15 protein-coding genes, 1 tRNA gene and 1 pseudogene are annotated in these 21784 nt (G+C 69.3%); 10 read left to right on the top strand and 7 right to left on the bottom strand.

Annotated features, from left to right (window positions below; all coding sequences use genetic code 11):
- Window positions 1–158 precede the first annotated feature (158 nt).
- Window positions 159–4091 (top strand): MobF family relaxase, encoded by a 3933-nt coding sequence (gene mobF, locus ACFMQL_RS12730; RefSeq protein WP_378785755.1) that lies wholly within the window; start codon window positions 159–161, stop codon window positions 4089–4091.
- Window positions 4092–4321: 230 nt separating this feature from the next.
- Here the strand turns inward: mobF and ACFMQL_RS12725 are convergent, their stop codons facing one another.
- On the bottom strand, window positions 4322–4669 hold the full coding sequence (locus tag ACFMQL_RS12725; protein WP_378785754.1) for a GntR family transcriptional regulator: 348 nt from the start codon (window positions 4667–4669) through the stop codon (window positions 4322–4324).
- A 714-nt stretch (window positions 4670–5383) separates the two neighbouring features.
- Here ACFMQL_RS12725 and ACFMQL_RS12720 point away from each other — a divergent pair.
- The 3 genes and pseudogenes from ACFMQL_RS12720 to ACFMQL_RS12710 all read left to right on the top strand — a co-directional run.
- A complete protein-coding gene (locus ACFMQL_RS12720; protein ID WP_378785753.1) occupies window positions 5384–5782 on the top strand; it encodes a hypothetical protein in 399 nt (132 codons plus the stop codon).
- 187 nt (window positions 5783–5969) lie between these two features.
- Window positions 5970–6950 (top strand): helix-turn-helix domain-containing protein, encoded by a 981-nt coding sequence (locus ACFMQL_RS12715; protein ID WP_378785752.1) that lies wholly within the window; start codon window positions 5970–5972, stop codon window positions 6948–6950.
- Window positions 6951–7236: 286 nt separating this feature from the next.
- Window positions 7237–8349 (top strand): annotated as a pseudogene (locus ACFMQL_RS12710) (recombinase family protein); the annotation flags it as partial.
- A gap of 48 nt (window positions 8350–8397) precedes the next feature.
- Here the strand turns inward: ACFMQL_RS12710 and ACFMQL_RS12705 are convergent.
- Window positions 8398–8580: a hypothetical protein gene (locus ACFMQL_RS12705; protein WP_378785751.1), complete on the bottom strand. Its 183-nt coding sequence runs from the start codon at window positions 8578–8580 to the stop codon at window positions 8398–8400.
- A 313-nt stretch (window positions 8581–8893) separates the two neighbouring features.
- Window positions 8894–8979 (bottom strand) — tRNA-Leu (locus tag ACFMQL_RS12700).
- 400 nt (window positions 8980–9379) lie between these two features.
- On the opposite strand from ACFMQL_RS12700, the gene ACFMQL_RS12695 reads away from it, so the two are divergent.
- Entirely contained in the window at window positions 9380–9925 is a 546-nt protein-coding gene (locus tag ACFMQL_RS12695) for a hypothetical protein (RefSeq protein ID WP_378785750.1), read from the top strand.
- A gap of 364 nt (window positions 9926–10289) precedes the next feature.
- On the top strand, window positions 10290–12287 hold the full coding sequence (locus tag ACFMQL_RS12690) for a chaplin family protein (RefSeq protein ID WP_378785749.1): 1998 nt from the start codon (window positions 10290–10292) through the stop codon (window positions 12285–12287).
- A 269-nt stretch (window positions 12288–12556) separates the two neighbouring features.
- Here the strand turns inward: ACFMQL_RS12690 and ACFMQL_RS12685 are convergent, their stop codons facing one another.
- Both ACFMQL_RS12685 and ACFMQL_RS12680 read right to left on the bottom strand, forming a co-directional pair.
- A complete protein-coding gene (locus ACFMQL_RS12685; protein WP_364064137.1) occupies window positions 12557–12823 on the bottom strand; it encodes a hypothetical protein in 267 nt (88 codons plus the stop codon).
- A gap of 26 nt (window positions 12824–12849) precedes the next feature.
- The gene (locus tag ACFMQL_RS12680) at window positions 12850–13023 is read right to left on the bottom strand and encodes a DUF5703 family protein (RefSeq protein ID WP_378790156.1); all 174 of its coding nucleotides are present in this window, start codon (window positions 13021–13023) and stop codon (window positions 12850–12852) included.
- 208 nt (window positions 13024–13231) lie between these two features.
- On the opposite strand from ACFMQL_RS12680, the gene topA reads away from it, so the two are divergent.
- From topA to tmk, 4 genes are all read left to right on the top strand, one after another.
- Window positions 13232–15922 (top strand): type I DNA topoisomerase, encoded by a 2691-nt coding sequence (gene topA, locus ACFMQL_RS12675; protein ID WP_378785748.1) that lies wholly within the window; start codon window positions 13232–13234, stop codon window positions 15920–15922.
- A 54-nt stretch (window positions 15923–15976) separates the two neighbouring features.
- Window positions 15977–17224, top strand: coding sequence for a metallophosphoesterase (locus ACFMQL_RS12670; protein ID WP_378785747.1), 1248 nt, complete (start codon window positions 15977–15979; stop codon window positions 17222–17224).
- Between the two features lie 74 nt (window positions 17225–17298).
- Window positions 17299–17859 carry a helix-turn-helix transcriptional regulator gene (locus ACFMQL_RS12665; protein ID WP_378785746.1) on the top strand — a complete coding sequence of 187 codons (561 nt, stop codon included), beginning with the start codon at window positions 17299–17301 and terminating at the stop codon, window positions 17857–17859.
- Between the two features lie 138 nt (window positions 17860–17997).
- Window positions 17998–20043, top strand: a complete 2046-nt coding sequence (tmk, locus tag ACFMQL_RS12660; RefSeq protein WP_364064127.1) for a dTMP kinase — start codon at window positions 17998–18000, stop codon at window positions 20041–20043.
- Here the strand turns inward: tmk and ACFMQL_RS12655 are convergent.
- Together ACFMQL_RS12655 and ACFMQL_RS12650 are read right to left on the bottom strand one after the other, a co-directional pair.
- A complete protein-coding gene (locus ACFMQL_RS12655) occupies window positions 19964–21187 on the bottom strand; it encodes a hypothetical protein (RefSeq protein ID WP_364064125.1) in 1224 nt (407 codons plus the stop codon). The genes tmk and ACFMQL_RS12655 overlap by 80 nt on opposite strands.
- Window positions 21184–21768 carry a DUF6879 family protein gene (locus tag ACFMQL_RS12650; protein ID WP_364064122.1) on the bottom strand — a complete coding sequence of 195 codons (585 nt, stop codon included), beginning with the start codon at window positions 21766–21768 and terminating at the stop codon, window positions 21184–21186. Before ACFMQL_RS12650 ends, ACFMQL_RS12655 begins: the two co-directional genes overlap by 4 nt.
- Between the last annotated feature and the right edge of the window lie 16 nt (window positions 21769–21784).

Below are 21784 nucleotides of genomic sequence, written 5' to 3'. Positions count from 1 at the left end.
CGGACCGAGGTGGCGACCATCGTTTGGAATCACCTGACATCTCGCAAGTCGGAAGCTAGCCAGGACGACAAGTAGGCCGGGACGAGACAATCGTCGCCGCTGCCTCCCATGTTCAGACGGGGGATCAGATGGCTTGGGTCAGCGCGTTGGGCCCCTGCATGGAGCAGGTGGAATACCGATTACAGGAAGGTGCTGGCTGCGGCTTACCCCATACCGGTGAGCGCGGCGGGGAAGCCCAGGAGGAGCCGGATGGACAGCTGGGCTACCGGCTGGACGGCGAGTGCAATTTGGTGTGGATCGGTGAGGGCCTGCGAGAGTTCGGCATCGTCCCGGGTACGCCGCTGACGGCTGATCAGCACGACAAGGCGCGGGCGTTGATGGACGGCAGGGATCCGAACACCGGCAAGCAGCTGATGGCGGCCAAGCACGTGGTGGACCGGCGCGGCAAGCTGCCCGCGGCGCCACTCCGGGTGGCGTTGGAAGAAGCTGCAACCGAACGAGGCACCACTGTCGAAGGTCTACTTGCAGCTCGCCCGGCGATGGTCAAGCGTGCGGCACAGATGGCATGCGGTATCGCCCGGGAAGGGGAGGCACACCTCGTACGCATGGACGATCTCGACCGGCTGGCCTTCGCCGCAGGCATCGATCTGGCCGACGTGTATGAGCCGGAGGAGTTGGCGTACGCGCGCAAGTGGCGTGATGCACGGGTCCGTATCGGCAACCGCGGCTATGACCTGACCCTGGACCTGCCCAAGAGCGTCTCGGTGCTGCACGGGCTGGCCGGCCCGCGTTTCGCGGCGGAGCTGGAGGCCGTCTTCGCCAAGGTGGTCTTCGAGACCGCAGCCGCGGTTGAGCAGTGGGCCGGGTACGGCCAGCGGGGCCATCAAGGCGACGGCCGTCTGGCCGAACAGATGGCCACGTCAGGGCTGATCGGCTGGGTGATGGTGCACCGTACCGCGCGCCCGGTCGGCTCGGCGTCGCCCGACCCGCATCTGCACGTGCACTTCGTCATCGCCAACCTGGTGCGCGGGCTGGATGGGAAATGGTCAGCGGTCGCAGCCGGTGGACGGGACCTGTACCGCCATGCGCATGCCGCGGACGCTTATCTCAAGGCCCGCATGCGCCGGACGCTGATCGAAGACTACGGAATCTCCTGCACTCGAAACCCGGAGACGAGCGCGTGGGAGATCGCGGCTCTCCCGGCCGAGGTGCGGACGCTGTTCTCCAAACGTGACGGTCAGATCAAGCAGGTGCTGGCTAAGCTCGGCATCTCCGTCGGCGACGCCTCCCGCGCGACGCGCAAGGTGGCCTCGACGCAAAGCCGCCAGCGCAAGACCGACGCCACCGAGGCCGAGCTGCGCGCCGACTGGCGCACCCAGGCCGCGGCAGCCGGATACGACGCTCCCACGCTCGTCTCCGCCTGCCGTAGTGGTGCGCGGTTACCCGTGCGCCCTTCTCCGGAGGAGATCGCGGCGTGGATCTGGCGGCCGGAAGGCGGACTGACCGCGCGTCGCAAGGAGGTCACCCGGGCCGATGTGCTAGCCGCGGTCCTCGATGCACTTCCCGATGGCGTGGCGGACCTGGCCGAAGTCGAGGCCCTCACCGATCACGTGCTGGGACTGAGTCCGGCAGTACGCCTGTCCGATGCCGGCGCCCGGCACATGTCCAACGCCGCCCGCTACACGTCCACCGACATCCTGCAGGCCGAGCAGGCGCTGCTGTCCACAGTGCGCCGCCGCTACGACCGGGGCGTGGCCGCGCTCGACGCCGACACCGTCCGCCTGTCGCTGGACACCTTCCAAGTGGGTCACCACCTGACCTTCACCGACGAGCAGCGCGCCGTGCTGGAACGCATCCTGCGTGCCGGACACGGGGTTGAGGCGGTCATCGGTGTTCCCGGGGCGGGCAAGACGACGCTGATGGCCGCGGCACGCGTGGCGTACGAGAGTCGCGGCCTGGTCGTGCGGGGCGCGGCCACCGCGGCGGTGGCAGCCGCCACGTTGCGTGCGGAAGCGGGCATCGACACCGACACGGTCGCCACCTGGTTGCTGCGCATCCGCACCGGGGCGGGGCTGGCCGGGGTGGACGTGCTGGTGGTCGACGAGGCGGCCATGGTCGATGACCGCCAGCTCGCCACGCTGCTCGCCGACGCCGAACGGCACGGCACCAAGGTGGTGCTCCTCGGGGATCCCAAGCAGCTGCGCGCGATCGGCGTGGGCGGTGGCTTCGCCGCCATCCACCGCCAGGTGGACGGGCTGGTGCTGCGGCACAACCGCCGCCAGCGCGATCCCCTGGAACGTCGGGCGCTGGAGCTGTTCCGCGCCGGTCAACACCGACAGGCCCTGCACACCTGGGCGGCCGGCGGACGCGTATGCGCCGAGGCCGGCGCCGATGACACGATGGCGCGTCTGATCGCCGACTGGGCGACTGCCCGGCAGCCGTACCGGAGCGCCGAAGGACCGGCCGTACATGACGAGCTGGCCGACCTGCTGGTGCTCGCAGGAACCAACGACGCCGTCAACCGGCTCAACCTGGCCGCCCGAGCGATCCGCCGCGAACTGGGCGAGTTGTCCGGCCCCGAGCGCATCTACCACCTGGCCGGTGGAGCCACCATCGCCTTGGCGGTCGGGGACCACGTACGGGTGCGCAAGAACGACTACCGCGCACGGCGCGGCGAAGGCCCCGTGGATGTACTCAACGGCTACCGCGGCTGCGTCACCGCCATCGACCCGCGCCGCGGCGTACAGGTCGAATGGCGCCGGACCGGTGCGGACGGACCGACCCTGTCACGGGAATGGGTGAGCCCTGCCTACATCGCGGCCGGCGGCCTGTCGTACGGCACCGCGATGACCGTGGCCTCCGCCCAGGGCCTGACCAGCCAGTACAGCCTCGTCTACGGGCTGGGCGCGGACGTGCACACCCTCTATACGGGCATGAGCCGAGACCGGCACAACGCCCGCCTGTACCTACCTCGCGAACTCCTGGAAAGCGAAGCCGACCAGCTCCGCCATGGCCCTGTACGCGGCCCGGCCGACGAACTACAGCGGGCCCTGGCCGCCTACGCCCTCACCCTCTACGGCGACCGCGCCGACCGCCTCCTGACCCCCGAGCCCGATCCCATCGCGCACACGGTCCGGCCCCAAGATGCCGAGCTTGCTCGCGCCCGCGCCGAGCTCCGGGCCGCCGAGCGCGAGGCTGATCTCGCCGTACAGCGTGCCCGTACCCAGCAGTTGCTTCTCGGCTCCCCGTCCGGCCTCGAGCTGGTCAGTGATGCCGAGCTGCAGCAGCGCATGAGCCGGCTCGGTGAACGGTTCACCACTCTGGCAGCTGATGCCGAAGGGATCGAACAGAACGTTCACCGCCTGGCTGCCGAGGGCGGAGGGCGCTGCGAAAGCCGCCTGCTCTCCCAGCGAGACACCTTGGAGAAGCAAGTCCGTCAGATCGAGACGGCGGAAACCGCGGCCCTGAGGCTCCGGCAGGCCCGCCAGGCCGTCACCGAGGCCCGCCAGCGCCAGGCTGAGCTACGCCGACGACAGCGCGCCGCCGAGCGCGAGCTGGACAGCCTGCGCCCGTGGCACCGAACTCGCCGCCACGACCTGAAAGCCACCCTCGCCGATCTCCACGCCGCCCACGAGCGCATCACCCATGAGTTGACGTCACTCCGCGCCCAAGGCCCGGCGCTGGACGAGGCAGCCCGCCAGACCGCCGCACAGGCCCCACCCGCCGGCACCTGGCAACAGGTACGACGCCGCCACGCTGAGCTGACACGCACCCTTGACAGAGAACTACACGCCGCGAGACAACGCGACGTCTCTCTTGCCGAGATGCGCGCCCGTGAACACCGGCAAGCCCGAGCCGCCGCCCAGCGCGAACTCACCGCCATCCAAAACGAGATCATGCGCCGATTCGATCTCCCTCCCGACCAGCGCGACCTCGAACAGCTGATCCGAGCCGAACACACGGACGTCCGGGAAAGAACAGACCAGCGCATCCCGAACGGCCCGGACCGGCGACCTCCTGGGCAGGCATACCAGCCGCCCCGCCACCACTCCAGCAACGAATCCACTCACAGACGTGGCCTGAGCAGGTAGAGAGAAGAAGCTGACTCGGCCCGGTGACACCTCGGCCCTCCTCGCAGCCCGATTATGACCGTCGCTCGCCGCGCCTCCAGGTAGTCGGCCCTCGCTGCGCTCGGTCCGCTCCACCTGGACCCGCGGCTTCTCGACGGCTGCGGGCAACTGCCGAGGAGGACCGCAGGTGAGGTACGAGAGCGGCACCCAAGTTGGCCTTCAGCACCGTTGAGCAGAGGGCGTGAAGGTAGTCAGCGGCCTTCAAGGTCCTTCACCCGGGCCTCCAGCGTTTTCATGCGCTCGGTCAGCTGTCGCACATCGCTGATGAGCTGCTGCAGATCGGGAGAGGGCTCAGGCTCGCCGGGAGTCTTGACCACATATGTGCCGCGGGTCGATTGGGTGCTGATCACGCCTTCGCGCGCAAGTTCGTCCAACGCCCGGCGGATGGTCTCCACGGCGACGCTGTAGCGCTGGGCGAGTTGCCGCCGCGCGGGCAGCCGCTCGCCCACTTTGAGGCGGCCTGCTGCTACCTCTTGTCGCAGGTCATCCGCGATCTGGAGGTAGGCAGGTCGAGGATTGCTGAAGTCAGGCACCGGCACGACACCAAGGCTAGGTGTTCTGCGTGTACCAGGAAAGAGGTGTTGAGCTAGATCTAGACTGAACTAGTACAGTGATGGTTAGCTAGCTTTCGTCCGCTCAGATCCGGGAGGTGGTGTCGTCTTACGCCTGCTGCATGCCGCGAGGTGCCGCCCAGATTTTGGCGAGACGGATCCATTGCCGTCCAAGGCGGTCTGAATCCGGAAAAGAATGCGCTGACGTGCGGAAAGTCGCGGCCGAGGCAAGCTTTGTCACGGTCCCGCGAAGGTCTTGCAGAGCGTCGGAGTAGTAGCCTCAAATCCTTGACAGGCCAGTCAACATTCCGTAAAGCGCCGTTGTTTCCTATAGTTGGTACACCTGGTCTTGATGTGACCCAAATAACACGCGGGGGGACGTTGGAAGCGATCGAGGCCGGAGACGCGGGGAGACGCGATCTCGGGCACGCACCTGGTCGACGGACGCGAGGTCCATGATGTCGACCTTGTTCTGATCCACTGACAGGGGAGAGCCCGGCGCCGCAAAGCTTGCAGGCGCTGAGGCACCGGGCCTCCCGCCAGACCCACTCGAAAGGAGTCGGTCGTGTTCAGCATGCCATCGAACGCAAGCGCAGACACCTTGGGGGTGCCTTGGTCGCTTGTGCATCGGCTGCTGACTCTGATCACCACTCTGACGGCCAGAGCGCAACTTGACAAGTTCTTCGCGACTGGAGTCAGGGAGTGAAAGAGACGGTTCGGCTGTCAGCAGACGGCCCTCACGACGACGAATACACGTGCGAGGTCGCCGCGGCCTTGTCCGAGGCGGTCCGCGTACTCAACCATGCCACGCTCTCTCACGCGGGCGTCTCCTATCCGGCCACGGTCAACGACGTGCTCGGCAAGGTCAGCGTTGCCGCTGCTCGGCTGGATCAACTGCTGAGGCAGCTCGGTGAGGCGTTGCAGCGCATGCAGGCATCAGGACAACTGGGCGACGACTGTGGAGACCCTGCTGGGCGTCTTGACAAGGCTTTGTCAGAACTGACTCTGGCTCAGGAGATGGCACGCGATCTTGCGATGCACATCGACTGCGCTTTCAACACCACCGCCACCCTGCACCTCACAGGGGCCGGTGAGAGTTAGCGGTCGCTTCCGGGCTTTCCGGAACCGGCTGGACGCTTCGTCTGCAGCGACAGGTCAACGACGGCCTCCCGAGCCTGCAGCAGCAATCCGACGTTCGGATCTTGCTCCGAACCCTACAGATGAACACAAGAGACGAGAGATGAGTCACGAAGCAGTTAAGTGGGCGCACAACCTTGCGCCCATTCCGATGGATTCCAACGGTAAGCCCAACGCCTCGTGCGCCGCTGTCTTGGTCGGGCTGGCCATTCATGCCGGCCCCGACGGGAAGGGCGCATTCCCCAGCACCAGGACGCTTGTGCGCTACACCCGCCGGTGCGAGCGCACCGTACGTACGGCACTCGACCGCCTGGAGGCCGACCAGATCATCCGAAAAGGTGACCCGGCCATCGTGGCCGCCCACATCAAGCGGGGTGATCGACGCCCGCAAGTCTGGGACCTTGCGATGGAGCGCGTGCGTACCGATCTGGATGCTGAAGACCTCAAGGCCCTGGAGACCATGTTCCCCGGCGTCACCGCTCGCGTTGAGGCGGCGAAGGCCGCCGCCGCCGAAGCACCTGTGGACAACGCCGACGCACAGGCTGTGGACAACCAGGAAGGCGGGGCGCAGCTCTCGCACCCCGTCGCCTCCACGGGGTGCAACCGACGTGGCGACGAGGTGCAACCGGTGCAGCTACGGGGTGCAGCCGCTGCACCGGAACTCTCCACTGAACCAAGCGATGAACCACCACCGCCCGCACGGGCCAGCATCGACGCCGGCACACCTGTGGACAACCGAGGGGCGGGCGGTGCGGATCTCGGCAGCCATCAGCAAGCCACCGCCACGCCGGTCGAGTTGTTCTTGGCCAAGCTCGGCCCCGACTGGCCGCTGTCCAAGGGGCAGCTTCGCCGCCTCCTCCCCGTCGTCACCAGGGCAATCGCAGCCGGCTGGGATCCCACCGTTCTCGCCGAGTACGTAGGAGCCAACACCACTGGAGTGCGCAGCCCGTACGCCGTTCTGACATCTCGCCTGGGCGACCTCCCTGATCCGCCCAGTAGGTCCCGCCGGACATATCCGAATGAGCGAACTGTGGCCGAGGCGACGACGAGTGCGGTGTGCATCCACGGCGACCCACGGCCCCGTGCGTGCGCTCTGTGCCGCCATGGCATCGCGCTGGAGGAAACCGCATGAGGATGCACAGAGCTGCTCTTCCAGAGCGCCCAGTGGTTTCAAGCGACCCCGACGCCAGTACCGCCAAGCACGTCGCCGGGGCCGCACTCCTGCCGTCAGCAACGAACGTATAGGAGCACCCCCATCATGAAGGCATCCACCCGTCGTACCCAACCGACTCCCCACGTTGTCTTGCCGAGCGGACCTCCCCGCCTCACGCCTGGCGCCGCTTCGGAACTGCTCGCCATCCTGTTAGAGGCCCATCATCACCTCCAGACCAGCCACCCGGACGCGGCCTGAGGAACCCATGAACACGATCCCCTTCGCCTTCTACGGCCGGGTCTCCACTGAGGACAACCAGGACCCCCAGTCCTCACGGGCCTGGCAGATCACCCGCTCCCGCGCGCTCATCGAGCCGCGCGGGGGCGTGATCGTCGCCGAGTTCTTCGACATCGACAAGTCCCGTTCGATTCCTTGGCAGCGCCGCCCGCACGCGGCGGCGCTGCTCGCCGAGCTGCGTAACCCCGATCGAGGCTTCGGCGCGGTGGTGATCGGCGAGCCACACCGAGCCTTCTACGGCAACCAGTACAGCCTCACCTACCCAGTCTTCGAGCACTTCGGAGTCCAGCTCTGGGTGCCCGAGGTGGGCGGCCCCATCGACCCGGCCAACGAGGCCCATGACCTGGTCATGAGCGTGTTCGGCGGCATGAGCAAGGGCGAGCGCAATCGCATCAAGATCCGCGTGCGCAGTGCCATGTCCGCCCAAGCTCAGATGGAAGGCCGCTTCCTCGGTGGCCGGCCACCCTACGGCTACCGGCTGGCCGATGCCGGGCCCCACCCCAACCCCGCCAAGGCCGCCGACGGCAAGCGTGCTCACCGACTGGAACTCGATCCCGCCGCCGCGCCCGTGGTGGAAGAGATCTTCGCCGCCTTCCTCGACGGCTACGGCCTGTTCGCCATAGCCGAGAGGCTTACCCGCAACGGGGTCCCGAGCCCGTCGGCGCACGACCCGGCCCGGAACCGTCACCGCTCCGGCATCGCCTGGTCCAAGAGCGCGGTGCGTGCCATCTTGACCAATCCTCGTTACGTGGGCCATCAGGTGTGGAACCGGCAGGGTAAGCACGAGGTCCTCATGAACGTGGATGACGTGAGCCTGGGCCACACCACGAGACTCAGGTGGAACGACAAGGAGGACTGGGTCTGGTCGGAACAGGTCGTTCATCCGCCGATCGTGTCCAAGGAGGACTTCGACGCCGTTCAGACGACGCTGGCCGGGCGGGGCAACCGCCACACGGACAAGACCCGCAAGCGCACCCCGAAGCCGTACCAGCTTCGAGGGCTGCTGTACTGCGGCATCTGCGACCGCAGGATGCAGGGCCAATGGGTCAACGACGCGCCCTACTACCGCTGCGCCTTCCCGGAGGAGTACGCCCTGGCCAACCGCGTCATGCATCCCCGCAACGTCTATCTACGGGAAGACCGTGTGGTCCCGCGACTCGACCGCTGGCTCGGCCGGCTGTTCGCGCCGCACCGAGTCGATCAGACTCTCGACCTTCTGGTTGCCGCGCAGGATCTGGCCCCGCCCGAGGCCCAAGCCCTCGTCGTGGCACGCCGTCAGATCGCCGAGTGCGATCGCAAGCTCGCCCAGCATCGCGCGGCCCTTGAGTCGGGCGCAGACCCGGCTCTGGTCACCGGCTGGATTCAGGAGGAGCTCGCTCGTAAGAAAGCGGCCCAGCAACGGCTGAGCAACGCGCACGTGCGGCCTCAGAAGCGGCTGGGACGCGATGAGCTGGCGGAGATCACACACAGACTCGGAGACATGGTGCGAGTGCTCTCGAACGCCGACCCGCTCCGCAAGGCGAAAATCTACGCGGAGATCGGCCTGCGGCTGACCTACCATCCCTCAAAACAGAAAGTCCTGGTCACGTCTGCTCGTGACCAGGACCCCATAGTGCACCGGTACGTGTCCGAGGGGGGACTTGAACCCCCATGCCCATCACTGGGCACTAGCACCTCAAGCTAGCGCGTCTGCCTATTCCGCCACCCGGACTTGGTGCCTGCACGCGGGACCGTCATCTCGCGTCGGCTCCGTAAGGTTAGCAAACTCTGAGCACTGCGTCATACCGAGAAAGCGCGGGCGCGCCGGCATGGGGTGAACGGGGTCTCCGGATGGGGGTTTCGTGGGGCGTGCAGGAGGGGGTTGGGGTGGTTCGCGTGGGTCTGCGTACGGGGGAGTTGAGGATTTTCTGGCCGTCGGCTGAAAAGTGCTTGCGGCAACCTTGGGTACTGCTACGGTTACGGACCGTTGAGGGGTGAGTCCACGGACCGGCCTCACGATGTGGGGCCGGTTCTGGAGCTTGGAGGGCACTATGACGCGCGTGGCGGAACGGCCGGCGGGGGCTGCGGCCCCGGCTGCCCGCCGCCCGCGTGTCGCCGTACCGACGCAGGGCGTGACCATCGACCGGGCGGACCGGATGGCGCGGTTCGCGGCCGGCGCCCGGCGTATCGCCCTTCGGGCAGCCGCCACCGGGGCCCTCGTGGCCGTCGGGTGGCTGTTCGCCGTTCTGTTCGGCATGCTCACCGCCGCTCCGGCGGCCGCGGACTCCACCGCGGCGACAGAAGCGGCATCTCAAGCTTCGGAGGCCGGCTCTCCCGGTGAGACCGCGTCCCAAGCTCATCACTCGCTCATCAGCCCCGATGGCGTGACGGCGTCCGACAACGCCGAGGCCATGGCGGGGCGCACGGTCGACGGCCTCAACAGCCAGCGGGATCCTGGTCTGCCGTCACCGTCCGACGCCAACAAGATCCTGAGCACCGATGGTCTGGTGCCCAACGGCGGTGGTAACGGGCCGTTCGGCCCGGTTTCAGGGGACGTCGCGAGGTCCGTTTTCGACCCGCGGCTCGAGGCCGGTCGCGCACCTCTGGCGCGCCTGCTTCCCCCGTCGTCCGCACAGCGGCGGACGACCCTTCTTTCTCACCTGACTGATCCCGCGTAGGTCCGGGGCGCGGGCCGGCATCGAGCCCGGCCGCCCCCGGACGGCGAGGCGCGCGGCTTTCCGGATCCGGAGCCGGCGCTGCTTCCAGGTACGAACGCGGCGGCGAAGCGTGGCGACTCGATCCGACAGCGCCATCACGCACGGCCACGACGTGTCCGTCACGTCCTGACATGCCGGACGCCGCCCGCGGGTGACATCAACGTCAGTTCACACCGGTTCGCGGAGCCCATGGGCTCTCCCGCTGCACGCGGTCACAACGCGTGAAACGTACGGCACAGGGACAAACCAGAACGCTGTGCCAGGCCCCGGGCGAGGCCGCGAGACCGATCAAGTACATCCCCCCAAAATCACTAGGAGCATTCTCATGCGTACGTGGGCGAAGGCATCGAGCCCTGCGGCTCTGCTGGCCGTGGCCGTCATGTCGTTCGGCGGCGGCACCGCGCTCGCCGACACCTCCGGCAACGGGTCCGTCGGCGGCGGCAACCAGGTCGATCTGCCGATCTCCCTGCCGATCGACATCAGCGGCAACTCGATCGCGGCCATCGGCAAGTCGGAGGCCACCTCGCGGGGCGGCGCCGAGGTCGTCGACACCCGCCGCGGCGGCATCCCCAACAAGACGTCGGGCAACGGCAGCGTGCTGGGCGGCAACCAGGTCAACGCGCCGATCAGCGTCCCCATCAACGCCTGCGGCAACGCCGTCTCCCTGATCGGCAAGTCCGACGCCGGCTGCCAGGGCGGGTCCTCGGTCCGCACCTCCGGCAAGGGCGGGGCCGGCGGCAACCGTACGTCGGGTGACGGCAGCGTCCTCGGCGGCAACCAGATCACCGCGCCCATCTCGGCCCCGATCAACGCCTGCGGCAACGCGGTGGCGATCTTCGGCGACGCGACCGCGGGCTGCAAGGGCGGCGCGACCGTGCACAACACCGGCAAGGGTGCGGGCGGCAACCGTACGTCGGGCAACGGCAGCGTCCTCGGCGGCAACCAGGTGGTGGCGCCCATCAGTGTGCCGATCACCATCTGCGGCAACTCGGTCGCGGCGGTGGGCCGGGCGTTCGCCGGCTGCCAGGGCGGCTCGTCCGTCACCAACAACGGCGGGCCCGGCAAGCGCTACCACGTGCGGCACCACAAGCCCGGCTCGACGGGCAACGACACCGACGGGCGCTTCGGGGTCGGCAGCGGCAACCAGGTCATCGCGCCGATCACCCTGCCGATCGACGTCTGCGGCAACGCCGTGGGCAACGCGGCGGCCGGGTGCCGCGGCGGGGCCACGGTCCACCAGTCGGGCTCCGGCGGCGGCAACCGTACGTCCGGCAGGGGCGGCGTGCTGAGCGGCAACCAGGTCGTGGCGCCGGTCACCGCGCCCATCAACGTCTGCGGCAACGCGGTGGCGGTGATCGGGCAGGCGTTCGCCGGGTGCAAGGGCGGCGCGACAGCGAAGACCCCGTTGAAGGGCGCGGGCGGCAACCGTACGTCCGGGGCGGGCGGCGTGCTGTCCGGCAACCAGGTCGTGGCGCCGATCACGGCCCCGATCAACGCCTGCGGCAACGCGGCCGCCGTGGTCGGCCTGTCGCGGGCCGGCTGCCAGGGCGGCGCGTCGGTGTACCAGTCGGGCAAGGGGGCGGGCGGCAACCGCACCTCGGGCGCGGGCGGCGTGCTGAGCGGCAACCAGGTGGTCGCGCCGATCACCGCTCCGGTCAACGTCTGCGGCAACGCGGCCGCGGTCCTCGGTGACGCGGCTGCCGGGTGCCTCGGCGGCTCGCGGGTCGGCAAGCCCGTTCACCACGGGCCCAGCAAGTTCGGCCACTTCGGGCGTACCACCACGAAAGTCGCGGCCACCAAGGGCGGCGGGCTGCTGCCCGTCGCGCCCGCTCTGCCGGTGCTGGGCGGCGGCCAGGAGGTCGGAGCCGCGGCGGCCGGGCTGACCAAGCACCTGCCCGCCACCGACGTCACCAAGCACCTTCCCGGCGCGGGCGACCTGAGCGGGTTCACGCAGCACGTCGAGGGCGTCGGCAACGTCAGGGAGGCCACCGGGCCCGCCAAGGGCGTCACCACGCAGCTCCCGGTCGTCGACGACATCTCCAAGACCCTCGGCCTGCCCGCGCTCCCCGAGCTGCCCGGCCTGACCCAGGCCCCGGCCACGCCGCCGAAGCGGACCGCCACCCCGCCGAAGCGCAGGGTCCACCACGCGGCCGCCGCCGACAGCAAGAGTCGCGCTTCGTCCGCCGACCGCAAGCGCCGTACCGCTTCGTCGAGCCCGATCTCGGCACTCTCTCCGGCGACCGACCTGGTCGCCTCCACCCGGCCGGCAGCGCCGTCACTTCGGCCACCCGCAGCCTGCCGATCGGCGACATCGGCCTCATGAGCGCCGAGCAGCCTGCGGCGTCACCGGAATGAACAGCGGTTCCCTGCTCGCCCTCGCGTTCGGCGGCATGCTGGCCGCCGCCGCGACGCTGTTCGCTTCCGCCCGCCGGTTCCGGTTCGGCCGTAAGTAGTCGTAAGTAACAGAAAGGAGGCTCTTATCTGAGGTACTTCGAGGTTCACCGACTACCTTGATGCACTTTGCCCGTTCCGGGGGCGCGGCCCGGGACGGGCAAAGCCATGCCCGCAGGGTGCCGGCCAGGGCGGGCAAAGTCACCCCCCCGCGAGGTGCCGCCTGACGCGGGCGAAGGCGTGTTCGCGGGTGTCGGCAAGGATGGGGAAGGCGTGCTCGCGGGTGTCGGCCGAGGGGGGCGAAGGGGTCCCGGCCGAGGTGGGCGAAGGGGTGCCGGCCGAGGTGGGCGAAGGGGTGCCGGCCGAGGTGGGCACAGGGGTGCCCGCGGCGTGCCGCCCGAGGTCGCCCGCAAAGGGGCTGCTCGGACGGGCGAGAACGTCCGTGACGAGCAGCGACGGGTTCGTCACGTACAAGACGCCCGTGCCGGGCGGGGTCAGGCCCGCAGCGTGCTCCGGACGCGCATGATCTTCCTGCGCAGACGTACGTGGCGGCTGCCGTCAGGGTGCACTCGGACGCGCGCGAGCTCCCACTGCCCGTACTCGGCGTGTTCGGTCAGCAGCTGACGTGCTGCTTCGCGAGTGAGATCGCGCGGAATGAAGATATCCATGTAGGAGTAGTCGAGCACAACGATTAGTCTCCATGTGAGTCAGGGCGCCATGCCGCTCGATGGGCCTTATTCTGCGTGCTTGTGGGTGGACCCGGAAGCTAGTGGGTAGCCCCGGGGGAAGGAAAATTCCGCGAGTCGGGTTACCTTTCAGTCTGTGCCGACTCCCGGCAGGGGGATTTTGCAAGCGAACAGCGAGGTAGGAAGCAGCGTGCCAGCCAAGAACGGCAGCGCCGGTGGAACACGCCTGGTGATCGTCGAGTCGCCCGCCAAGGCGAAGACGATCGCCGGGTACCTGGGGCGCGGCTACATCGTCGAATCGAGCATCGGTCACATCCGCGACCTGCCGGAGAAGGCCGATGACATCCCCGACAAGTACAAGAGGGCGCCCTGGGCACGCCTCGGCGTGAACGTCGAGCAGGGGTTCGAGCCGCTGTACGTCGTCAACCCCGACAAGCGTTCGCAGGTGGCCAAGCTGCGGCAGCTGCTCAAGGACGCCGACGAGCTCTACCTCGCCACTGACGAAGACCGCGAGGGCGAGGCCATCGCCTGGCACCTGCGCGAGGTGCTCAAGCCGAAGGTCCCCGTCCACCGCATGGTCTTCCACGAGATCACCCCTCAGGCCATCCGGGAGGCCGTGGCCAACCCGCGCGACCTCAACCTCCGCCTGGTCGACGCCCAGGAGACGCGCCGCATCCTCGACCGGCTCTACGGCTACGAGGTCAGCCCCGTGCTGTGGAAGAAGGTCAAGCCGAAGCTGTCGGCGGGCCGGGTGCAGTCGGTGGCGACGCGGCTGGTCGTGGAGCGCGAGCGCGAGCGCATCGCGTTCACCCCTGCCCACTACTGGGACCTGCAGGCGCTGTTCGACACCGGCAAGGCCGAGGAGCGGCCGCGCGACTTCACCGCCACGCTGACCACCGTCGACGGCAGGCGGGTGGCCCAGGGCCGCGACTTCGCCAGCACCGGGCAGCTCAAGGGCGGCGCCGACGTGCTGCACCTGTCGGAGCAGGCCGCGGGCGAGCTGGCCGGGCGGCTGTCCGGAGCCTCGTTCACGGTCAAGACGGTCGAGCGCAAGCCGTACACGCGTAAGCCGTACGCGCCTTTCCGGACGACCACATTGCAGCAGGAGGCCAGCCGGAAGCTGGGCTTCTCCGCGAAGTACACGATGCAGGTGGCGCAGCGGCTGTACGAGAACGGCTTCATCACCTACATGCGTACCGACAGCATCACGCTGTCGGAGACGGCGGTGGCCGCCGCGCGGTCGCAGGCGCTCAAGCTGTACGGCCCCGACTACGTGTCCGCCAAGCCGCGCGTCTACTCCAGCAAGGTCAAGAGCGCCCAGGAGGCGCATGAGGCGATCAGGCCCGCCGGCGAGGAGTTCCGCACGCCGGGCGAGACCGGTCTTTCCGGCGACATGTTCCGGCTGTACGAGCTGATCTGGCAGCGTACGGTCTCGTCGCAGATGAAGGACGCGGTCGGTGAGTCGATCAGCGTGAAGGTGGGCGGCAGGTCGTCGTCCGGGGAGGACGTCGAGTTCAGCGCGTCCGGCCGGACCATCACGTTCTACGGGTTCCTGAAGGCGTACGTCGAGGGCGCCGACGACCCGTCGACCGACCGCGACGACTCCGAGAAGCGGCTGCCCAACCTGGAGGAGGGCGACCCGCTCAGCGTGACCCGCCTCGACGTGGCCGGCCACTCCACCAAGCCGCCCGCGCGCTACACCGAGGCGTCGCTGGTCAAGGAGCTGGAGGACCGCGAGATCGGGCGGCCGTCCACGTACGCCTCGATCATCGGCACGATTCTCGACCGGGGCTACGTCTTCAAGAAGGGCACGGCGCTGGTGCCGTCGTTCCTGGCGTTCGCCGTGGTCAATCTGCTGGAGCGGCATTTCGGCAACCTGGTCGACTACGACTTCACCGCCGAAATGGAGAAGGTGCTCGACGACATCGCCAACGACCGGGCCGAGCGGGTGCCCGAGCTGCGGCGTTTCTATTACGGCTCCGACGGCGACGAGGGCCTGAAGGAGATGGTCACCGACCTCGGCGAGATCGACGCCAAGGAGATCAGCTCCTTCCCGATCAAGGGCACCGACATCGTGCTGCGGGTCGGCCGTTACGGCCCCTACCTCGAACGCAACGGCGCCAGGGTCAACGTCCCCGAGGACATGACGCCCGACGAGCTGACGGCGGAGAAGGCCGAGGAGCTGTTCTCGCGGCCGACCGGCGACCGTGAGCTCGGGCACGACCCGGTGACCGGTCACCTGATCGTGGCCAAGGACGGGCGCTACGGGCCTTACGTGACGGAGGTCCTGCCGGAGCCGCCCGCCGACGAGGACGCGCCCAAGCGGCGTACGAAGAAGGCCGACGCGCCCAAGCCCCGTACGTCGTCGCTGTTCAAGTCGATGTCCCTGGACACGATCACCCTGGAGGACGCGCTCAAGCTGCTGTCGATCCCGCGGGTCGTCGGCGAGCTGGAGGGCGAGGAGGTCGTGGCGCACAACGGGAAGTTCGGCCCGTACCTGAAGAAGGGCACCGACTCCCGCTCGCTCGCCTCGGAAGAGGAGCTGCTGACGGTCACGATCGAGCAGGCCAAGGAGCTGTTCGCGCAGCCCAAGCAGCGCGGCAGGGGGCGGGCCGCGGCGGCGGCGCCGCTGCGCGAGCTGGGCGACGACCCCAACTCGAAGAAGCCCGTGGTGGTCAAGGAGGGGCGTTTCGGCCCTTACGTGACCGACGGCGAGACCAACGCGTCCCTGCGCAAGGGCGACACGGTCGAGGACATCACCATCGAGCGTGCCGCCGAGCTGCTGGCCGAGCGGCGTGAGCGGGCGCCCGCGCCGAAGAAGACCACGCGCAAGACGACCGCGAAGAAGACCACGGCGAAGAAGACGGCGACCAAGTCATAACGTCAGATTCCCGGCGGTCATCGCGCGGTGGCCGCCGGACGTAGCATCGTCAGTGTGTTCGTCCTGATCTTCGTGGGCGGCGTGCTGCTCGCGCACTTCTACCTATGGCACCGGCTCGTCCGGGGCACCACCGGGCCCGGCCGGCTGCGCAAGGCGCTGACGTTGACGCTGGCGCTGCTGCTCGCGGTCCTCGTAGGGACGTTCCTGGGCACCCGCCTGGGGATTGAGAGCTGGATCGCCTGGGCCGGATACGTCTGGCTCGCGGTGATGTTCTACCTCGTGATCATCCTGGCGGTCCTGGAGATCCCGCGGGCCATCGTGGGGACGGTGCTGCGCAGGAGGGTCGCCTCGCGCGCCCCCGCGCCCGAGCCCGAGCCGGCCGCCGTGCCCGAGCTGGTCGGGGCGGCGCCCGCCGCGGGAGCCGTGGAGGCTCCGCAGGAGGAGGCCGAGCGTCCGGCGTCCGGCGACATGAGCAGGCGGCTCTTCCTCGGGCGGGCCACCGCCGCGATCGCCGGGGTCAGCGCGGTCGGCACGGTCGCGTACGGCATGACGAGCGCGCTCGGCGACCCCGTGATCGAACCGGTCAAGATCACTCTGCCGAAGCTCGACCCGCGGCTGAACGGCCTGCGGTTCGCCGTGGTCAGCGACATCCACCTCGGGCCGCTGACCGGGATCGGGCACACCGAGCGCATCGTCCGCATGATCAACGGACTTGAGGCCGACGTGGTGGCGATCGTGGGCGACCTGGTGGACGGCTCGGTGGCCCGGCTCGGCCGGCTGGCGCGGCCCTTGAAGGACCTGGAGTCCCGATACGGGGCCTTTTTCGTGACCGGCAACCACGAGTACTTCGCGCCCGAGGGGCCGGAGGAGTGGATCGAGGAGCTGGGCGAGCTGGGCGTTCGCTCGCTGCGTAACGAGCGGGTGGAGATCAGGCATCAGGGGGCCGTGCTCGACCTGGCCGGCGTCAACGACGTCGGCGGCGCCTCCAGCGGCGACGGCCCCGACTTCGCCAAGGCGCTCGGCGGGCGCGAGGAGGGGCGCTCCACGGTGCTGCTCGCGCACCAGCCGATCCAGGTGGCGCAGGCCGCCCGCCACGGGGTCGACCTGCAGCTCTCCGGCCACACCCACGGCGGGCAGATCGCGCCGTTCAACCTGGTCGTGGGGCTGCAGCAGCCGGTGGTCTCGGGCCTTGCCACGGTGGACGGCGTACAGGTGTACGTCACGCGCGGCGCCGGGTTCTGGGGCCCGCCGGTACGCGTGGGCGCGCCGCCGGAGATCAGTCTGGTGGAATTGCGGAGCTGACTTCGGGTAATGAAGTGGTCACGTGACGCTCTGATGGCGTAGAGTATCCGCGCGGATACTCACGGAGGGCGGTCATGGCATCTTCCCCGGTGGAGCGGGCGTTGCGGCAGGAGGTCGCCTCCTGGGCCAGGCGCGGCGGGCAGCTGTTCAAGCAGGCCAGGCGGGCCGCGAGCCTCAACCAGGCGGCGCTGGCCAGCGTGAGCGGCACCTCGCGCACCACGTTGTCGGCCTATGAGCACGGCAGGAAGTCGCCGACGCTGGAGACCGCGGGGCGCATTCTCGACGCCGCCGGGTTCGAGCTGGTGCTGCAGGCGAAGGTCGAGTGCTCGGCCCGCACGACGAGTGACGGGCGCACGTTCCACGTGCCCACCCGCCTGCGGCGGCTGCCCGTGGCGGCGGCGCTGGGCGTCGTGCGCGTCGGCGGGCGGGCCTACGATCTGGCCGACCGTGACGAGCGGCGGGCCGCCTACACCGCGCTGCTGTGCGAGGGCGGGCCAGATGAGCTGCTCGGCCATATCGACGCGGTGCTGCTGATCGATCTGTGGGACGAGCTGGTCCTGCCCGAGGAGATCGCCGCGGCCTGGCGGCCGGTGGTGGAAGCGGCGCGGCACGAGGCCGGAGTGGCGCACCAATGACGCTTTCTGGGGCCTATTCGGGGTGTGTCCCCTGCGCCCGGCTATGCCGACGTATTACCCTCAGCCACGGACGACCGGGGAGATCCGGGCCGTCTTTTGACCACACCCTTCCGGTCGACACCTGGATACGCTGAAATCATGATTGCCCCTGGCCGGAGCCGCCCGGCCCACGTGCTGGCCAATGCGCCGTTCCGACGGCTCTGGACGGCCATGTCGGTGTGCAGCCTGGGCGACTGGCTCAACCTGCTGGCACTGACCGCCCTCGCGGGCAACCTCACCCAGGGTGACTACCGCGTGCAGTCGCTGGCCGTCGGCGGCGTCTTCGTCGCCAAGATGCTGCCCGCGGTGCTGCTCGGGCCGCTCGCCGGGGTCTTCGCCGACCGGTTCGACCGGCGGCTGACGATGTTCGCGGCCGACCTGCTCAGGTTCGCGGTCGTGCTGTCGATCCCGTTCGTCAACGCCTACCAGTGGGTCATCGTCGCGACCGTCCTGGTCGAGTGCATCAACCTGTTCTGGGTGCCGGCCAAGGACGCCACGGTGCCCAACCTCGTGCCCAAGGCGCAGCTCGAGTCGGCCAACCGGCTCAACCTGCTGGTCACCTACGGCACCGCACCGGTCGCCGCCATGCTCTTCGCGGCGCTGTCGGTGGCGGGCGACCTCATCGGCGGCCTGCTGCCGTTCCTGCCGGGCCACGGCGCGACCAGCATGGCGCTCATCGCCAACGCCTGCGCCTACCTCGTCTCGGCCGTCCTCATCTTCACGCTGCGCGACATCCCCAAGCGTGACGGGGCGATCTCCACGCCGTCGGTGCTCAAGCAGATCGTCGAGGGCTGGCGGTTCGTGGGCGGTAACCGCGTGGTGCGCGGGCTGATCATCGGCATGCTGGGCGCGTTCGCGGCGGGCGGCGCCGTGGTCGGCGTGGCCAAGATCTACGTCGAGGCGCTGGGCGGCGGCGACGCCGCTTACGGCGTGGTGTTCGGCGCCGTCTTCACCGGCATGGCGCTGGGCATGTTCTTCGGGCTCAGGCTGCTGCGCGAGCTGTCGCGGCGGCGGCTGTTCGGGCTGGCCATCACGGTCGCGGGCCTGGTGCTGGTCGCGATCGCGCTGGTGCACAACCTCGTCATCGTGGTCATGCTGACCGTGCTGCTCGGGGCGTGCGCGGGCATCGCCTGGATCATCGGCTACACGCTGATCGGGCTCGAGGTCGAAGACGCGCTGCGCGGGCGCACGTTCGCGTTCCTGCAGTCCACGGCCCGGGTGACGCTGCTGTTCGTGGTGGCCGTGGCCAACCCGCTGGCGGCGCTGTTCGGAGTCCACGTCATCGGCATGGGGCAGTTCAGCTACCGCTTCGACGGCACCAACCTCGTGCTGGTGATCGCCGGTGCGCTGGCGATGGTGGTCGGGGTGCTGGCGCTGCGTCACATGGACGACAGGAAGGGCGTCCCGCTCGCCGCCGACCTGATCGCGGCGGTGCGCGGCCAGCGCTACCCGGCCCAGGCGGCCGAGCAGGTGCCGGGGCTGTTCATCGCGTTCGAGGGCGGCGAGGGCTCGGGCAAGACCACCCAGGCGCGGGTGATCGCCATCTGGCTGCGCGACCAGGGCTACGACGTCGTGCAGACGCGCGAGCCCGGCGCTACCAAGATCGGCATGCGGCTGCGGGCCATCCTGCTCGACGCCGCCGAGCGCGGCCTGTCGGCGCGGGCCGAGGCGCTGCTGTACGCCGCCGACCGGGCCGAGCACGTCGAGAAGGTGATCAGGCCGGCGCTCTACCGGGGCTCGCTCGTGGTGACCGACCGCTACGTCGACTCCTCGCTGGCGTACCAGGGGGCGGGGCGCACCCTCGACCCCGAAGACGTCTCCAAGCTCAACGCCTGGGCGACCGGCGGGCTGGTGCCCCACCTGACCGTCCTCATCGACACCCCGCCCGAGGTGGGCCTGGCCCGGCTGGGCGGTGCCGCCGATCGCATCGAGTCCGAGCCGCTGGAGTTCCACGAGCGCGTACGCAAGGAGTTCCGCGCGCTGGCGGCGGCGTCCCCCGACCGCTACCTCGTGGTCGACGGCACGCTGCCGCAGGAGACGATCACCCGGCAGATCCAGGACCGCATCAGGGAGATCCTGCCCGACCCGGTTCCTCGCGAGTCCGAGGACGCCACGGGCACCATGCCCGCCATCCGCGACTGGTGAGCCACGCTCTGACCCGCCGCCCGTGGCCTCGCCACCAGGTGCGCAGCCACAGCAGTTCGGGCGCTACGACGAGGACCAGCACGACGAGCGCCTCGGCCATGGCCAGGGGATCGTCCGCGTGCAGCAGGTGTTGCGCCGCCTGCGCGATCAGCGTGCCCAGCAAGGGCAGCATCACCAGCGCGGCCAGCGCCAGGCAGGCGAGGGTTCCGGCGGCCTGGAGCAGCGCGTAGCAGCGCACGGCGGCCCGTTCGCGGGGCGGCAGCCCGTTCAGCGTGCCGCGCCTGCCGCGCGTCAGGGCGAGCATGTACGCGCGGCCGTCGCCGTACAGGTTCCGGCAGCCGGTGAGGTCCTGCAGCAGGAAGTACAGGTCGGTACGCGTGAACACCAGGAGCTGGTAGGCCACGCGGGCGAGCTGGATGAGGATGATCCACGCGGCGAGCGGATGTGGTCCGGCGACGTACGTCCAGGTCAGAGCCGCGCCGCAGATGGCGAGGTCGAGGGCGATGCCGGAGAGGTAGACGGTGACGCGGACCCGGGTGGGGGCCGCCCACACGCCGGAGACGTCGGTCTGGGCGACCAGGAACTGCAGGCGCGTTCCGAGGCTCATCCGCGCGGGCACGCCCGCCGCGCGCGCGGTGACCAGGTGCGCCAGCTCGTGCAGCCCGGTCGTCAGCCACGCGAGGACCGTCCACGACAGCAGCACTAAGGCGCCGTGGCCGGTCCAGAGCGCCGTCTGCAGGTCGGGGAAGACGGCGGGCCGGGCGATGAGGCAGGCGATGCCCGCGCAGATCGGTGCGAGCAGGGCCAGGTGGAGTGCGGGGTGCAGGGCCCAGCGCAGGTGCCGGGGCTCGAGCCGGGGAAAGGTCGGCCGGAGCGGCGGCGGGCTCGCGACCGGGCGTCCGTCGATCTCCGCGACCAGGCCCGCCTCCGACAGATCGGCCACGAAGTCCGCCACGTCGAGATCGGCGCCCGCTTCCGTCAGCAGGCGGGCCCGTACCTGATCGACGCTCAGCCCGTCCTGCAGCAGCCGGATCGCCCGCATGCCCTCCTCGGGCACGACGACGAAGTCGCCGGAGTCGACGCGCCCGACGATCCACTCCGCGCCGTCCTGGCGGACGCCGAGAGGGTGGAAGGCGACGATCAAGCGCGCCTCGTCCTGGCGCAATAGGCACGCAGGTCCTCGCCCTCGTCGAACAGGGACGCAAGGACCGGAATGCAGGGCTCGATGACCTCAGGGTCGGTGATCTTGCGGGCGCCGGTGTGCCGTCCCTTCTCGTCGTACAGCACTTCGTACAGCACGGTCGGGTTGAACAGCACGAGCTCGGGGACCGGGCCGGCGGCCTCGTACGGGCGCACCGCGGAGACCGTCACCACCCGGTTGTTCTCGCCTTCCTCGGCGCGTATCGCCAGCACCTCCAGCTCCCAGCGGAGGTATCGGCTGAGCGGCTCCTCCACCACTCTGATACGCCGGAAGTCCATTCGGTCGGGATTGTCGGCGCGGAAACCGGGGCGCATCTGGTCCGCCAGTTTCATCGAGCGTTCCCAGTCGCCCTCCAGCATCGCCTTATAGCTGGGGAGATCCCCCTCGTCGAAATGCTGGGCGCGTTCGAGCTTCCACACGATTCCGGCGGCGGCCTCGAACTCCTTGCCGAAGTCGGTCCCGTACTCGGCCGCGTCCATGGTGGTCGCGGGTGCGGTTCGTACGCGGCTCAGCACATCACTCATCAAAGCCTCCGAAAGT

This window comes from Nonomuraea fastidiosa (genome assembly GCF_042751225.1).
GTDB classification, from domain to species: Bacteria; Actinomycetota; Actinomycetes; order Streptosporangiales; family Streptosporangiaceae; genus Nonomuraea; species Nonomuraea fastidiosa.
The sequence above is the reverse complement of the archived record's forward strand: the minus strand, read 5'-3'. Positions and strand labels throughout refer to the sequence as shown.